The following is a 16,950-nucleotide window of genomic DNA, read 5'->3' as shown; positions in this document are numbered from 1 at the left end:
TTGCCGGCCGTTGCGGCCCCTGGCTTAGACTGGAGGCAGCGACCGAAGGCAATCCCCATGGAGGTTTACTGCACGCGGCCGGGGTGCGATCGCCCCCGGAACGAGTTTCCCGATCTGGATCACCCTCAGACCCTGGTGTCTGTGGGGCAAAAGTTTTGTTCGCGCTGCGGAATGCCGCAAATTTTGGGCGGTCGCTATTTGCCGATTCGCCTGTTGGGGCAGGGCGGCTTCGGAGCGGCTTATTTAGCCATCGATCGCTACACCCCCGCAACCCGTAAATGCGTGGTGAAACAGTTTTTGCCGCCGGCCGACCTTCAGGGCGATCGCCTAGCCCTGGCCCAATCTTTGTTTGTGAAGGAAGCGGCGGTGCTGGAATCTTTGGGTCATGAGCATCCCCAAATTCCGGATCTGTTCGCCTTTTTTCCGCTCACGGTTCCCACCCCAACGGGCGATCGCACGCAGGACTACTTCTACATTGTTCAGGAATTCATTGATGGGCAAAATCTGGAAGAAGAGCTAGCGGATCAGGGCCCTTTCTCAGAGGCAGAAACGCGGATCGTGTTGCGAGAAGTGCTGAAGGTGCTGCACTTCATTCACGATCGGGGAGCCATTCACCGAGACATCAAACCCTCAAATCTGATGCGGCGGCGGGATGGGCGGCTGTTTTTGTTGGATTTTGGTTCCGTGCGGTTGGCGGCCCAAGGCTCGAATAACCAGTCCACCAGCATCTATTCCACCGGATTTGCGCCGCCGGAGCAGGTAACCGGCGGGATGGTTTTCCCATCCACGGATCTCTATAGCTTGGGGGTGACTTGCCTGGTGTTGTTAACGGGGCAAGCGCCTGAAACCCTTTATGACTCGTTTCAGGGCCAATGGCGCTGGCGATCGGGGGTGACGGTCAGCGATGAGTTGGCCGTGGTGCTCGATCGGCTGGTGCAGCTCACGCCCAATCAACGGTTCAGCTCGGCCCAAGAGGTGCTGGCGCGGCTTGATCAGGTGACCATTTTGCCGTTGGTGAATCCCGGCGCGGGCCAGCCCAGTTTGCAAATTTTGAGCGTGCCACCCAAACTCAGCACCTCTCAGCCAGTGGCCGCCGGCCCCGCCCCCCTTGCGCCCCATCCTCCAGCGCCAACCCAACCGCAACCCGCCACCTCTCCAAAACCCAGCAAGGGCAAGGCGCGATCGGGCACACCCTTTAGCACGCGCGAGTGGATCAGCCACAGCCTGTTTACTGGTGTTCAGGGCACATTAATTTGGAACTTTGGGCAAAGTTTGGGGCAATTGTTCGGCATTGAGGCAGCCGTGCCGGGCCTGTGGTTGCTGATTATTTTGGTGGCGCTGCAACAGTCGCGGACAATTGAGCGGTGGGATTTGTTGCTGTTGCCGGTGATTACGATCGGGGTAGTCAGCCTGATTCCTCTGTTGCGAAACGGGTTAGCCCTGTTGGAATTGATCGTGCTGGCCGGGGCGATCGGGCTGGTTTGCGTCATCATCACCTGCATCATTCGCCTCGGATTTCTGCTCACAGGTCGCTCTCGACCCTAATCAAAATCCATGGCCATTCTCAACACAACCAGACAAGGGGCTGAAGCCCCTTGTCCCTCACGATTTCGCGAGAATTTTCAGCAGACTTAAGCCAAGGCTTTCACGATTTCTTCATCAGTCGAAAAGTCCACTTCCGCGCGATCGGCTCCCGACGGTAAGTAATCATTTTCAAACGCATCTCGCAACCCAGAAACCAAATCGTAGGCAGGTTGCCATCCCAAATCCTGTTTTGCTTGTTGATTGCTGGCAAAAAAATGCTGCACGCGCATTGGAAAAGCCTTTCGCTTGCCAAAATCAAATTGCTTGGGATCGTAATGAATCAGTTGCAATTGCTCCGGATCTTTACCGGCAGCCAATGCACAGGCCCGCGCCAAGCCATCGAACGTGACGTAGCGATCGCCCGAAATGTTGTAGATTTTGCCAATGGTTTTGGGGTTACCAGCCGCCGCCACCATTGCACTAGCCAAGTCAGCCACATGGCCCAGTTGGGTGATGTGTAATCCGTTGCCGGGAATGGGAATTGGGCGATCGCGCACAATCCGATCAAAAAACCAAGATTCCAGCGGATTGTAATTCAGGGGCCCGTAGATATAGGTTGGTCGAAACGATGTGAAGGGTTCATCATGGTGGGCTAAATAACTTTCCGTTTCATGTTTGCCCTTGTGACGACTTTTGGGATCAACGGGGTCTGCTTCGCAGTGGGGCAATTGGTCGGTTTTTAGGTAAACACCGGCCGAACTCATGTAGAGAAAATGCTCGGTTTTGCCGCGCAACACTTCCACCAGCGGTTGAGTGTCGCTGAGTTCGCGACCGTTATTATCAAACACCCATTCAAAGTGGCGATGGGCTAGCTTTGATTTCAATTCATCGCCTTGGGTGCGATCGCACTGAATGACTTCCAAACCTTCAACGGGCGAGGGCTTGCGACCACGATTCAACAGGGTGACTTCATGACCTTTTTCCACCAGTAATCGGGTCAGATAAACGCCAATAAACCGCGTTCCACCCATCACTAAAACACGCATAAATCCCTTGCACCTTTCAAAAAATGGAGTATTGATCGCTTGGAAAACGAAATTGGGGAAAGAAATAGCCCGAAAGCTTTGAGACCACAGCGACGAGGCTATTTTATCGATTTATTCCCCACACAAACGCTCCACCGCCCCTTAAGATTTGATCTGTTACCGCTTGCGATTGATTGTGCCTGCCCATGAGTCGGTTTGACCCCGCTGAAGATGCTGCCTCGGGCGATCGGGATGCGCGATCGCGCCGCAGCTTTGGATCAGCGGCCGATTGGCAAGGAGCAGGAGACGATTGGCCCTTGGAAGCGTTCAACGTCAAAGCATTTCGCAAACGGGGCGATCGCTCCGGTGAGCCGGGCCCCAGCACCCGATCGCGCCCTCGATCGCGCCCTCGATCTTGGTTGGGGCCAACGCCCGATCGGGATGACTCACGGGCCCAAAAATGGGAGCAAACCTGGCGGCAAATTCGCGCCCAGTTGCCCGACCCACGCCAGGTGAACCCGTCCCGCCAACGGGTGACGGTTGTGGGCGGCGTTTTGCTGGCGGCCGTGGCGGGGTTGGTGTTGCGGTTGGTGTGGCTACAAGGCGTTCAGGGCGAAACCCTCACCAACCGGGCCCGCGCCCAACAGCGAGTAACGGTCAAACCCTTTGCGCCTCGCCGCTCAATTGTCGATCGACGCGGGGTGGCGCTGGCACTCGATCGGGTCACCTACACCCTCTACGCCCACCCCAAGCTATTCAACAAGCCCAAATCCGTGGTGGCGGCCCTTGTGGCTTCGATTTTGCAGGAACCAGTGACGGAGGTGGCCCAAAAACTGGAGCGGGGCCGCAGCGGCATTCGGCTCCACGAGTCCCTGACGGAAGACCAGGCCCAACGGATTCGGCGCACGGCCTTGGATGGGCTGGAGTTGCATGAGCGGCCCGGTCGGGTCTATCCCCAGGATGAGATGGCGGCGGAGGTTGTGGGTTATGTGAACCTATTTGACGGCCAAGGTAAGACCGGCTTGGAATATTCCATGGGGCGACTGTTGGCGCGATCGGTCAGTCCTGTGACCCTGGAACGGGCCCCGGGTGGCTATGCCCTGCCACGCTTGGGCAGCCTGGAAAACGATCGGCTGAACCAGTTGACCTATTTAGACGATTTACAGCTCAAATTAACCCTTGATTTGCGATTGCAACGGGCCGCCCGGGCCGCCGTGCAGGCTCAAATGACCGCCAGCCGCGCCAAAAAAGGAGCCGCGATCGTCCTGGATGTGCAAACGGGAGCCATTCGGGCCCTGGTTTGTGAACCCAACTACAATCCCAATCGCTACTCAGAGGCGGATGTTGCTCGTTTCCGGAATTGGGTGGTTTCGGATTTGTACGAACCGGGGTCAACCTTCAAGCCGCTGGTGATGGCTATGGGGCTGGATTCGAGGGTGTTGAGTTTGGATGACACCTTTGATGACAATGGTTCGGTGCAAGTGGGCGATCGAATTATTCGCAATTTCAACTTTGCCAGGCTAGGGAAATTGAATCTGAGCAAAGTCATCCAAACTTCGAGCAATGTTGCCACAGTTCGGATTGGTTTGCGATTAGATCCAGGGGTGTTTTATCAATACTTACAGCGCCTGGGTTTTAATCAAGCTAGCGGGGTTGATTTACCCTTTGAAACCCCTGGTCAAATTAAAGATCGTCAGACTTTTTTAGCCTCCAAAATTGACCGCGCCACCACCTCTTTTGGTCAAGGGGTTGCCATCACACCGCTACAACTGGTGCGGGCGATCGCGGCCCTGGCCAATGGGGGAAAACTCGTCACGCCGCACATTGTGGACAGCCTCAGCACCGTTGAAGGGCAACCCTATTGGCAACCGGCCCACCCGGAACCGATGCCCGTCTTTTCCGCCGCCACCACCCGCGAGGTGCTGAAAATGATGGAAACCGTGGTGTCTCAGGGCACGGGCAAACGGGCCCAAATTCCGGGTTATCGGATTGCAGGCAAAACCGGTACTTCCCAAAAACAAGATGAACGGGGCGGCTATCGGCGCGGGGCTGTCATTGCCAGTTTTGTCAGCATTTTTCCCGTTGAAAATCCTCGATATGTGGTGATGACCATTTTTGATGAACCTCCGGGTGGTTCTGGCGGGGTGGTGGCGGCTCCGGCGGCTAAGCCAATTTTGGAATCGATTATTACGCTCGATGGATTACCGCCCCAATAGGTTTTCAGAGATCAAGTTCGCTCAATTTTCTGACCACTTGGGAACGGATTTAGCGCGATCGAATCACCGATAGCAAACTGGAGCGATCGTCTGTCCAAAGTTGGCTAGGGGGTTGGGGTGGAACCGGTTGCCATTGGGTTTGGGGGCGATCAATTAACCAGTTCAGATCCTGGGGCGATCGGGCGATTGCCACCCAATGGGAAGGGGTTTTACCGATTGCTTTTTCCGCTTCCAAAACCCGTAAATCCCAGCGATGAATCGCCGTTAAACGCAAATCTTGGCTAATGGCTCCCAAGACAGGCAACAGATCAAGATAGCGATTCGTAATGTTAACCAAAATCAAGCCCCGATCAGTCAGCTTGTTGAGATAGCTGGCAATGGCTTCACGGGTAATTAAATGCACAGGAATGGAGTCGGAGCTAAAGGCATCCATAATCACCAAATCTAGGGAGCGATCGCCCACCGTTTGCATTTTTAAACGGCCATCCCCAATTTCCACCACAACCTTGCCCTTCGACAGTTCCAAGAAACTGAAATAAGTGGGATTTTGAGCAATTAACTTCACCGTGGGATCAATTTCATAAAATGTCCATTGCTGATCCGGTTGGGCATAGCTGGCTAACGTGCCAATGCCCAGGCCCAAAACCGCCACCCGATCGCGCCGAGATTGATTAAACCCCGCAAAAAATTCCCCGATCGGGCCCGTTTCTGTGAAGTAGGTGAGCGGTCGATCGCGCCGTTGGGGCAGCAGGCTTTGTTGGCCATGGAGTGTGGAGCCATGGAGCAAGGACATGACCTGTCTTGAGCGATCGCGCACCACCCGATTCACTCCAAAAAAGCTGCGATCAATTAACAGCACCTCGCCCCGTAAGCCCACGGAAAATTGCATCATTAAAATAATGGCCAGTCCCGCAGAAATAATCTTGGTTTTGCGCAATTGCAGCGCCCAGCCAATCAAGGCCAGCAAGCCAAAAGCAACGCCATAGGCAGCCCAATAGTCTGCCAGATGATTGAAATTAATTCCTGCTAGCAGCGCACCAAACCCCAGCCCGATCGCGATCCAACTCCACTTGGGCAAGCGGTGGGAGTTAATCACCGACAGCAGCGTCAAAATCAGAATCAGGGGATATTCCTGGGTTGTGGGAAACAGGTAGGGCACAGCGATCGCGTTAAACGATCCGCCCAAAGCTCCCCCCAAAGCAATCCAGAAATAAAACTGCGTTAGGTAAGTTACGGATGGCTTAATTAGCGCCAGAGTTTGATGGCAAACAAAGGCCGCGATCGCAAATCCCAGCCAGTGAAATGGCAACATCACCCACAAATTTTGGGCCCCATCCAAGCGCGACCAAAACACCAACGGAGTCACCAATAATGGCAAGCTGGCGATCGACAGTGGATAGGCGATCGCGCTCCATCGCCAATTGGAAAAAGCGACAATATAAGTTAATAGATAAAGGCTGAGGGGAATTGCCCAAAAGAGGGGAATTGCTGCCAAATCCGTAGTGACATAGGTGGTGACACCCAGCGATAAGCTGGCTGGCAAGAAGGCAAATAGGGCCCATTGGAGTCGATCGCGCCAAGTGGGTTGCAAGGGTTTGTTTGGCAAGCTGTCCGGCTCAGAAGCAAACGTCAGGCGATTAACCACTGCGCCATTTTTTGAACTAGCTGGGGTATTGTCAAGGGTAGTTAATTGTTCTTGTAATGTTGTTAATTCGTCTAGGTTTTCAAGATTCTCCAGCTTTTTAAAGTCTCCTAGTGCTCCAAAAATTTCTGATCTTGGTTGTTGTTTTGATTGCAAAACTTGTTCTGAATCATTTGAATCACTGGAAGACCTCCCAGAGCGATCGCGCCAAGTAATTAGCACACAGGCCCCAATGAGAAGCAGCTCAACCCCATAGCCCAATTGCCAAAATTGTCGCTGTTCCAGCAGGGAAAAGAGCGGCTCAATGGCCCCTGGATATCCCAAAACGCCTAACAAGCTGCCCGCATTACTCGCAGCATAAAGGACATAGGGATCCTTACCTAAATCTAAGCGAGTTTGCGATACCCACCGTTGCAACAAGGGAGCCGTTGCTGAAAGGGCAAAAAACGGCAAAGCCACTCCTAAAAACAAAATTTGGAGCAGAGTGATTAAGGGGCGATCGACAGTAATGGTTGATTGACTCAAGACTTGGTTGAACTGACTCCAAAGCGCCAACCCACCCCCGATCGCCACAGCTCCATGGATCCAAAACTGAGAGCGTAACGACGGGCGATCGCTCAACCAAGCCGCATAGCCATAGCCGGCCAACAGCATCATTTGAAAGAAAGCCTGGCAAACATTCCAAACGGCCGGTGTTCCCCCCAACAGAGGCAGCAGGCTTTTTGCAACAATAAATTGCACCCAAAATAGTAAAAAAGCGCTACCAAAGAGCGCTACCGAAAATATTGTTTTTTTCATGATTCTTGTGAACCAAGGAAGTTTTATAAAACCAAATTATTACCTACTAGCGTAGCTGCCTTACTGGGTTAAATTACATGGGTGTTACCGTCACCTGATCGTTAAGCAGCAAGATGCTCAAGCCCCTTGTTACCACGACTAGCTCCGCAACTTTGGCCCAATGTATTAAGCCTGTCATGCTACTACTCAGTTCTGGCCAGCACTGATGCTGCTGTCGCCCATGCCGAGCACGCCGATTTGATCTTAACTCAGCACCTACTTAGCCCAAATTATCTTAACCTAGTTCCCCAAAAGACAAGGGGCTTAAGCCCCTTGCCCCCGCACTTCCGCACAATCACAATCTGCCAAGATCACGATCTTTCAGGGTTACGATCTTCCAGGGAAATTATTTTCCAGGTTCGTGACTTTTTAGCCTTCAGGATTTGAGGTGACGGAAACCAGATAATCAACGCTAGACCTTCGCGGGTTCTGAAAAGCGGATTTTCAGGTAATCTTCTTCCATTTTAGCGCCCGTTGGTTGCAGAGCCGCCAGGGCTTGGGGCAACACCAAGTTACGGCGATGGTTACCGATCCGAACATTCAGTTCATCACCGGTTTTGCTCAGTTCAATCTGGCTCTTAGGAATGCCCGGCAAGTACATTTCCAGGCTGTAGGTGTTGTCCACCTGCACCACACGCAAGGTCGTTTCTTTGTAATAAACCTGAGCAGGATCTTCGTTGTTGGGGTAAAGGGTTTCCTTCAGGCGATCGAGCGCTGCCAATCCGCACAATTCTTCAGAAAAAAGCGGTACTTCTTTCACCGGCAAGGGGCGGAAATTCTCATGAATTTCATCCTTATATTTCTGCTGATCGGCTTTCCAGCGATCGAAAAAGGGATCGCTCACCTCCGCCGGAATCACCCGATTGGCCACCACCATATCGGTTGCCACGTTATATAAACTCAGGTAAGCATGGGCCCGCAGCGATTCCTTGATCACCATTTTTTCTGGATTGGTCACCAGCCGCACCGAAGTTTGGGAACTGTCGGTTAAGACCTTTTCCAACGCCTCAATTTGTTCATAGAACTCGTAGGGCGCGTCCATCACTTCCTTATCCGGCAATGAAAAACCAGCGATCGGGCGGAAGATCGGTTCCACCAATGGCCGCAGGGCGACAGACATGCTTTGCAGCGGCTTATAGAAGCGGCGCATGTACCAACCGCCCACCTCCGGCAGGCTCAAAAGCCGCAAGGCCGTGCCCGTGGGGGCTGAGTCAATGATCAAGACTTCGTATTCACCCTCGTCGTAGTGTCGCTTCATGCGCACCAGGGCGAAAATTTCGTCCATTCCCGGCAAAATCGCCAATTCTTCCGCTTGCACACCTTCTAGGCCACGCGCTTGCAGAACTTGCGTGATGTAGCGCTTCACTGCGCCCCAATTTCCTTCTAATTCTGCCAGGGCATCCAACTCCGCCGCCCACAGGTTCGGTCGCACCGCGATCGGGTCGTGACCCAACTCTAAATCCAGGCTATCGGCTAGGGAATGGGCCGGATCGGTACTGAGGACGAGGGTTTTGTAGCCCAGCTCGGCACAGCGCAGGCCGGTGGCTGCGGCGACGGAGGTTTTACCGACTCCGCCTTTGCCGGTCATCAAAATTACGCGCATGATGGAATTGCCTTTGTTTCGGAGGAGACGATCGCCCAGTGCGCCTCCATTATGGCGTTTTTTGTAAAGCTTTTTGAAGCCTGTCTCAGGTAGGTTGCACGATCTGTCAACCGTTTGCGCGAGCAAAATGCTGTTTCAACACATCCCAGATGGAACATTGCCAATAGTCAATGTGGGAGTTGATTAAACCCTGGGAATTCAGCCCCAGCTCGCTCCAACCGGTGATCGAAATTCGTGGTTTCCAGGGGATTGGTGTCGTCCAAGTTAGAGTCCAGTCTGTGCGGATCGTGCGATCGGCTGTCACGGCAATTTCATGCAGCCTGAGGCAAGGATCCTGAAACCATTGATCAATAAAGGTGATCGTTTTTCGGTAGCGATCAACTCCTCGAAATTCGCTCGTTGGATCTTTGAAATAAACCTCCCGATCGTAAATTTCAAATGTTTGATCCTTAGGAAATTTTTGATAGTCTGCTTTCAAAATTTCAACAACTGATTCTATGTCCATCTGTCTATTCATTTGATTCTCGATATTGATTCAGGGAGTATTTTCAGCATCAAGGTCAATGTTCAACTTGTTTCATCAACCAACACACCAAATGGGCCTTAATTTTTAGCTTAGGCGATTGATGAATTTTTGTAATCACTACAATCACTCTTTGGTTATGGTTTCGGAACAAAATTTCTTGAAAATGCTATTCTTATTATGGATTTTCAGTATAATTTCTGCTGAGACTTTTTGAAATTAATTTCTCAATAAATTTTTAATCGCGTTTTTAAGTCAATTCCAAAGCACAATATTCAATAATTCTCAAAATAACTATTTAGTTATAAAATATTCAATGATTCACTCTAGAGCATTCTTCTAACATAGCTCTGCTTGATTATTGCTGAACTTAACTCAATTTTTTGCCCATTAATCTAGCAACTTGTGATTGCAATTGCTATGATCAGAGCCGAGCTAACGTGATCTCAAGTAGTCGTCAAGTTAAGCCCCAAAACTCTTCAAACCACAATCAAGACCGTGGCCCAATCAGCCTCGATCAAGGCTTGGGTCAGGACTAAGGCGCTGAATCCACCCCTCAACTGCATGACCGTGGCCCATGACTAGCCCACTGCAACAAACTTCGCCCACTTTGTGGCCCAACCTTGATGGTTACGAAATTACTGAGCAACTTTACTCAGGATCTCGCACAGCCGTTTACCGGGCAATTCAGACGGATACAGGGCGATCGGTCGTCATCAAAATTCTTTGCCATGAGTATCCCAGCTTTAACGAGCTGACACAATTTCGCAATCAATATAGCATCGCTAAGTCTTTGAACATTACGGGTATTGTACATCCCTATAGTTTAGAAGCCTATGGCAACAGTTATGCCCTAGTGATGGAAGATTTCAGTGCTATCTCCCTAGAAAATTACCGAAAACAATATTCAATTTCATTAACTGATTTTCTGTTGATTGCCTTACAGGTATCCGAAATTCTCCACGACTTACACCAAAGCCGCGTTATTCATCGAGATATCAAGCCCGCCAATATTTTGATTCAACCCAGCACCAAAGCAATCAAGATTATTGACTTTAGTATTGCTTCCGTGCTGCCCAAGGAAACTCAGGAAATTCAGAACCCTAATCTTCTTGAGGGAACCATTGCCTATTTAGCCCCTGAACAAACCGGCCGCATGAATCGCGGCATCGATTATCGCACGGACTTTTATGCCCTTGGAGTCACCTTTTATCAATTACTGAGTGGTCGGCTCCCCTTTGAAGCAGCGGATCCCCTCAAACTCATTCACTGTCACATTGCCAAAACACCCACAGCGCTTGACCAGGTGAATCCCGTGATTCCTTCCATGGTGGCAGCCATTGTCTCTAAATTAATGGCAAAAAATGCAGAACATCGCTATCAAACCGCGAAAGGGTTAAAGCATGACCTGGAGGAATGTTGGACACAGTGGGAGGCCACTCAACAAATTCAGCCTTTTGAGTTGGGAACTCGAGATTTAAGCGATCGATTCCTGATTTCTGACAAACTCTACGGGCGCGATCGGGAAGTTACTTGTTTATTGGCAGCCTTTGAACGCGTTGCCCAAGGAAGTACAGAATTGATGCTGGTGGCGGGATTTTCCGGAATTGGCAAAACCGCCGTCATTCATGAAATTCACAAGCCTATCACTCGCCAAAAAGGCTATTTCATTAAGGGGAAATTTGATCAATTCAATCGCAATGTTCCTCTCTCGGCTTTTGTGCAAGCTTTTCGCGATTTAATGAGCTATTTGCTTTCTGAGCCAGATAGTCAATTAAACCAATGGCGAACCAAAATTTTGCAAGCCTTGGGAGAAAGTGGACAAGTTTTGGTTGAAGTCATTCCCGAGCTGGAGACCATCATTGGGTCTCAACCAGCCGTGCCCGAACTATCAGGAACAGCCGCCCAAAATCGATTTAATTTTCTGTTTCAGAAATTTATTCAGGTTTTCACAAGGCCCGATCATCCCTTGGTCATTTTTTTAGATGACTTACAGTGGGCAGATTTAGCTTCTTTGCAACTTTTGAAGGTTTTGATGGGGGATAGTGCCCACTTACTCATGTTGGGAGCCTATCGCGATAATGAGGTTTCGCCCATTCACCCCCTCATGGTTACCCTGGAGGAATTGATCAAAGAAAAAGCGATTGTTAACACCATTACCCTAGATCCACTGAGTCTAGAACATACCAATGATTTAGTGGCTGATACGTTGCGTTGCCCGCCCGATCGAGCCTTACCCCTAACTGAATCAATTAATCGGAAAACCCAGGGAAACCCTTTTTTCACAACACAATTTCTAAAGTCGCTCCACGAGGAAGGCTGGATTACATTCAACCGAGAAGCCTGCTATTGGGAATGTGATATTTCCAGCATCTACACCCTAACCACGACTGATGATGTGGTGGAGTTTATGGCGGCGCGGCTTCAAAAGCTGCCTGAATCCACGCGATCGGTCTTAAAGCTAGCGGCTTGTTTGGGTAACCAATTTGACTTAACAACCCTCTCGATTATTGCTCAACAATCTGCCGCAGAAACAGCCAATGCCCTTTGGAAGTCGTTGCAAGAGGGCTTGGTTTTACCCAACAGTCAGGTCTATAAATTTTTCCAGCCGGAGGTACTAACCCCAGCCGATCGGGAGGTGCAGGAACCGCAGGTTAATCCAACCTATCGTTTTTTACACGATCGCGTCCAACAGGCCGCCTATTCCCTGATTGATCCGGCTCAGAAACCCATGACCCATCTGATGATTGGTCAACTTTTGCAGACTCAGCTCTCTGGTTCAGAGTTAGAAAATCGACGATTTGATATTATTAACCACCTAAATTTAGGCCAAGACTTACTCACCACCGATGCAGAACGGTTTTCCTTGGCTCAAAGTAATTTGGAAGCTGCCCAAAAAGCCAAAATGGCAACGGCCTATGCGGCTGCCAGCAACTTTGTTAACACGGGGTTATCGCTCCTATCCAATGATCGTTGGCAGAAACAATACCACCTGAGTTTGGAGCTACATATCTTAGCGGCCGAGGTGGCATGCCTCATGGGCGACATTGCCGAGATGGACAATCATTGTCAACAGGTTTTAACGGCAGCCCAAAATCCATTAGACAAAGTAGAAATCTACAAAATTCAAATTAATGCTCTCGCCACTCGCAACCAAATGTTAGAGGCGATCGCAGTCGGGGCCAATGCACTTTCGGAGCTGGGTGTGGCCTTGCCCACCCAAGCCGACTCAACCATGAGTCATCAAGTGCTTGAAGCATTAGCTCAGCAACTTAAAGATTATGTCATTGAGGATCTGGGGCATCTTGCTCCCATGACCAATCCTCGGATCATGGCAGCTATGAAGTTAATGGCGGCACTTTTTGCACCGATCTACATGGTGAAGATAGAACTCTTTCCATTGGTTTGTGCGCGGATGGTGAGCTTATCTTTGGAATTTGGCAACAGCTCTGTTTCCATGATTGGCTACAGTGGCTATGGCCTAATTTTGACCAATTCTTACAATGAGTTTGAAAAGGGATATCAGTTTGGCAAGGTGTCCTTAGAGTTGCTCGATCGCTTCAGTGCTCCTGAATATCGGGCCATGACCCTTTTTCTATTTAGTATTTTTATTCAGCATCGCCATAATTCTTTGCGATCAACCATTCCCATGCTCAAGGAAAGCTATCTGTTGGGAATGGAAACCGGCAATTTACTCTACGCAGTCTATAGCATTAATAATTACTTTTTTAATCAATTTTTCTCTGGCTTTTGTCTAACTGACATAGAACCGGAGATGGAGCAATATTGCATCATTTTGAGCCAAATGAAGCGAGAAAACCCTGTAAGTTATCTGCGCATGCAGCAGCAGGCTTTTCAAGGCTTTGTGACCAATACTGATTACCCCGATCGGTTAATTGGTGAGAGCTATGATGAAACTGTGATGTTCCCCCAGTATGTACAAAAAAATGAATCGTCCGGCTTGGCATTTGCTTATATTTATAAATTGATTTTGGCTTACCTTTTTGATCATTATGAGCGAGCCATTGATTACATCAATGCAGGCTCCCCTTGCATGTATATCATCACGGGACATATTCATATTTCAGTTTTCTATTTCTATGCAGGGTTAACTTACTTTCGGGTTGCCACTACTCAGTCCAGCTTAGGGCGATCGCGGGCCTTATCTCTTGGAGAACAGCAGCAAGCTACCTTAGCCACTTGGGCCAATCAATCGCCAATTAATCATCAACATAAGGTGGATTTGTTAGAAGCAGAAAAGTGCCGCGTGCTGGAAAAGTTTTACGAAGCCGGTATTTTGTACGATCGCGCCATTGATGGAGCCAAGGCACAGGGATTTTTACAGGAAGAAGCTTTAGCGAATGAACTGGCTGCCAAGTTCTATTTAGATTGGAACAAGGAAAAATTCGCTGCCAGCTATATGCAAGAAGCCTATTACTGCTATGCCCGATGGGGTGCAAAGGCGAAGGTCAGTGAAATCGAACAGCGTTATCCCAAATTGCTGGCTCCTATTCTTGAGTCAACTTCCGAGAAATTGAATCCTCTGGAAACATTTGTTTCTATTGCGACAGCAACCTATAGCTCCACTGCCACACAAAATTCCAGCAGTAATAATCTCAATGTCATGCTCGATTTGGCAACTATCATTCGAGCATCTCAAAGTATCGCTAGCACCATTCAACTAGAGGAGCTACTGCAACAATTAACGCAAATTATTTTGCAATATTCCGGCGGTGACCAATGCATTTTGATGGTTCCTGATCATGATGGTGAATGGTTAGTGCGGGCGATCGCCTCCACGGAAACGACCAGGCTTTGCACCATTCCCCTTCAGCATGAAAACTCCCTGCCTTTACCCCTAATTCAATGGGTGAAAAATACCAGAGAATCGGTGGTGATCAATGAAGGTCAAACCCATTTGCCGATCGGGGACGCTTTTCTTGATCGCCCGATGCCCCAAAGCGTGTTGTGCTTACCAATCCTCAACCAAGCGCAATTGGTAGGCATTTTGTATCTCAGTAACCAAGCTGCGAAAAATGTATTTACAAGCGATCGGCTCTTGGTTCTGAATTTTCTTTGTGCCCAAGCAGCGATTTCACTGGAAAATGCTCGGCTCTATCAGCAAGCACGCACCTATGCTCAACAGCTTGAACAATCTCAACTACAAATTGTTCAAAGCGAAAAAATGGCATCTTTGGGAAACTTGGTGGCGGGAGTTGCCCATGAAATCAATAACCCGATCGGCTTTTTAAATGGCAGCATTCAAAATTTACAAGATTCTTTTCAGGATCTCATTGGTCATTTAAAACTCTATCAACAACATTATCCCAACCCTGAACCCAGCATCACAGAAAATGCAGAAGAGATTGATTTAGACTTCCTGAGTGAAGATTTGCCAACCTTGTTGAAATCGATGCAATTGGCAACCGATCGCATCAAAGGTATTAGCAATAGTCTGCGAACCTTTTCACGGGCAGATACTGAATATAAAATTCAGGCCAATTTACATGAAGGAATCGACAGCACATTATTAATTCTGAAATATCGACTAAAAGCCAATGAGCATCGCCCCGCCATTGAAGTCATTCAAGACTATGGGGACATTCCGGCAATCGATTGCTTTCCGGGACAGCTTAATCAAGTGTTTATGAATCTTTTGGCCAACGCGATCGACATGTTCGATGAGCTAGCGCAAGGGCAATCATTCGAGGCGCTAGCGGCCCATCCACAAACCATTACGATTGGCACTCGACGGGTGGATGATCACGTGCAAGTGACCATTCAAGACAATGGCAAGGGCATGAACGAGGAATTACAAGCCAAGATTTTTGATCCCACTTTCACTACCAAGGCCGTTGGCAAAGGCACAGGGTTGGGCTTGGCGATCGCTCGCCAAATTGTGGTGGAAAAACATGGCGGTAGCTTAATGGTGCGATCGGAGTTGGGCCAGGGGTCGCAGTTTCTGATGAGTTTGCCCATTCACGGATCTTGAGCAGCTTGCGGAACGGTTGGAGATTTCGATCACAGACTGCCTGAAATTAATAACCTAGAGCTAATAGCCTAGAACCAATAACCTGGAACCAATAATCCGAAATTAATAACCTAGGCCCCATAGCCTGAAATTCAATGCCGATCAGCGAGCAAAAATCAGAAACAGAGATCAGCAACAGAGATCAGAACATGAGTGATTACAGTTTTGTTGATGGGTTGCGCGATCGCCGTCGCCGGTTAAGCAATCAGGTGTCGTTTCCGGTGGCCCTGTGGTCTGGGCAAGGGGCGGCGCGAAATTTTCCCGCCAATCGCTATCCTTTTCGGGCCAGTAGTCATTTTCTATATTTTGCGGGTCTGTCCCTTGAGCGGGCCGTGCTGCTGATCCTGGACGGGCGCTCCATTCTGTTTTGGGATCAGCCCACGGTTGATGATGCGTTGTGGCACGGGCCGGAACCCTCGCGGGCGGAATTGGCGGCCCAAATGGGGGTGGAGGATGCCTATCCCCTGGCGGAGCTGGCGAGCTATTTGGGTGATCGGGTGGCGGAGGTAGCCACCATTGCGGTGCAGTCGCCTGCGGCTCGGGCCGATCAGGAAACATTGCTGGGGCGATCGCTCCCCCAACCGGCCCAGGCGAACGGCCCCGATGGGGCCCTGGTGGATGCGATCGTGGCGGTGCGATCGACTCAGGATCCGGTGGCCCTAGGGGAGTTGCGGCGATCGGCGGCGATCGCGGTGGCTGCCCACCGGGCCGGCCTCGCGGCCACTCGCCAAGCCCCCACGGAAGCGGCCGTGCGGGCGGCGATCGAAGCCACTTTGATCGCCCAGGAGGCTTGCCCCGCCTACAACAGCATTGTCACTACCCGGGGAGAAGTGCTCCACAATGAGCGCTACCACCACCCCCTCACGCCGGGAGATTTGTTGTTGGTGGATGCGGGGGCTGAGGTGGCCAGCGGCTGGGCTTCCGACATTACCCGCACCTGGCCCGTATCGGGGCAGTTTTCCGCCACGCAGCGGGCAATTTATGAGGTGGTGCTGGCGGCCCATGATGCGGCGGTGGCGGCGGTGCGGCCGGGGGTGGAATACCGCGACATCCACCACAAGGCGGCTTGGGTGTTGGTGGAAGGCCTGGTGGACTTGGGCATTTTGCGAGGACAACCGGCGCAGTTGGTCGATCGGAATGCCCATACGCTGTTTTTTCCCCATGGTGTGGGTCACCTGTTGGGGCTGGATGTGCATGACATGGAGGATCTGGGCGATCGCGCGGGTTATGCACCCGATCGCCAACGCAGTGAGCGGTTTGGCTGGTGTTTCCTGCGGCTCGATCGCCCCTTGGAGGTGGGCATGGTGGTGACGATCGAACCCGGTTTTTATCAAGTGCCGGGCCTGCTGCAAGACCCCGCTCGGCGCGATCGCTATGACGACTGTGTTGATTGGGAACGGTTGGCCCAATTTGCCGATGTGCGCGGTATTCGGATTGAGGATGACGTGTTGGTCACGGCGACGGGGCCGGAGGTGCTCACGGCCGATTTGCCCACGGATCCCGACCAAATTTGCGCGCTGATCACTGGTGCTTAGCGGGTTCAAAAGTC

The 16,950-nt window shown here is 50.7% G+C and carries 8 protein-coding genes; 4 read left to right on the top strand and 4 right to left on the bottom strand.

The window, feature by feature from the left end:
- The first annotated feature begins 57 nt into the window (after window positions 1-57).
- A complete protein-coding gene (locus AMR42_RS06030) occupies window positions 58-1,545 on the top strand; it encodes a serine/threonine-protein kinase (protein WP_099532554.1) in 1,488 nt (495 codons plus the stop codon).
- An 86-nt stretch (window positions 1,546-1,631) separates the two neighbouring features.
- Here AMR42_RS06030 and AMR42_RS06025 read toward each other — a convergent pair whose 3' ends face one another.
- Window positions 1,632-2,570 (bottom strand): NAD-dependent epimerase/dehydratase family protein, encoded by a 939-nt coding sequence (locus AMR42_RS06025; protein ID WP_099532553.1) that lies wholly within the window; start codon window positions 2,568-2,570, stop codon window positions 1,632-1,634.
- 185 nt (window positions 2,571-2,755) lie between these two features.
- Here AMR42_RS06025 and AMR42_RS06020 point away from each other — a divergent pair, with 185 nt between their 5' ends.
- Entirely contained in the window at window positions 2,756-4,765 is a 2,010-nt protein-coding gene (locus tag AMR42_RS06020; protein ID WP_199858102.1) for a penicillin-binding protein 2, read from the top strand.
- A 49-nt stretch (window positions 4,766-4,814) separates the two neighbouring features.
- Here the strand turns inward: AMR42_RS06020 and AMR42_RS06015 are convergent, their stop codons facing one another.
- From AMR42_RS06015 to AMR42_RS06005, 3 genes are all read right to left on the bottom strand, one after another.
- Entirely contained in the window at window positions 4,815-7,148 is a 2,334-nt protein-coding gene (locus AMR42_RS06015; protein ID WP_143472959.1) for a fused MFS/spermidine synthase, read from the bottom strand.
- A 508-nt stretch (window positions 7,149-7,656) separates the two neighbouring features.
- Window positions 7,657-8,847: a TRC40/GET3/ArsA family transport-energizing ATPase gene (locus tag AMR42_RS06010; protein ID WP_099532551.1), complete on the bottom strand. Its 1,191-nt coding sequence runs from the start codon at window positions 8,845-8,847 to the stop codon at window positions 7,657-7,659.
- Window positions 8,848-8,953: 106 nt separating this feature from the next.
- On the bottom strand, window positions 8,954-9,352 hold the full coding sequence (locus tag AMR42_RS06005) for a DUF2358 domain-containing protein (protein ID WP_099532550.1): 399 nt from the start codon (window positions 9,350-9,352) through the stop codon (window positions 8,954-8,956).
- A gap of 595 nt (window positions 9,353-9,947) precedes the next feature.
- Between AMR42_RS06005 and AMR42_RS06000 the strand changes: the two genes are divergently transcribed.
- Window positions 9,948-15,362: an ATP-binding sensor histidine kinase gene (locus tag AMR42_RS06000; RefSeq protein WP_099532549.1), complete on the top strand. Its 5,415-nt coding sequence runs from the start codon at window positions 9,948-9,950 to the stop codon at window positions 15,360-15,362.
- A gap of 188 nt (window positions 15,363-15,550) precedes the next feature.
- Window positions 15,551-16,936 carry an aminopeptidase P family protein gene (locus tag AMR42_RS05995; RefSeq protein WP_099532582.1) on the top strand — a complete coding sequence of 462 codons (1,386 nt, stop codon included), beginning with the start codon at window positions 15,551-15,553 and terminating at the stop codon, window positions 16,934-16,936.
- The last annotated feature ends 14 nt before the right edge of the window (window positions 16,937-16,950 follow it).

Source organism: Limnothrix sp. PR1529, from assembly GCF_002742025.1.
GTDB lineage: Bacteria > Cyanobacteriota > Cyanobacteriia > CACIAM-69d > CACIAM-69d > CACIAM-69d.
This window is presented reverse-complemented; position numbering and strand designations above follow the sequence as displayed.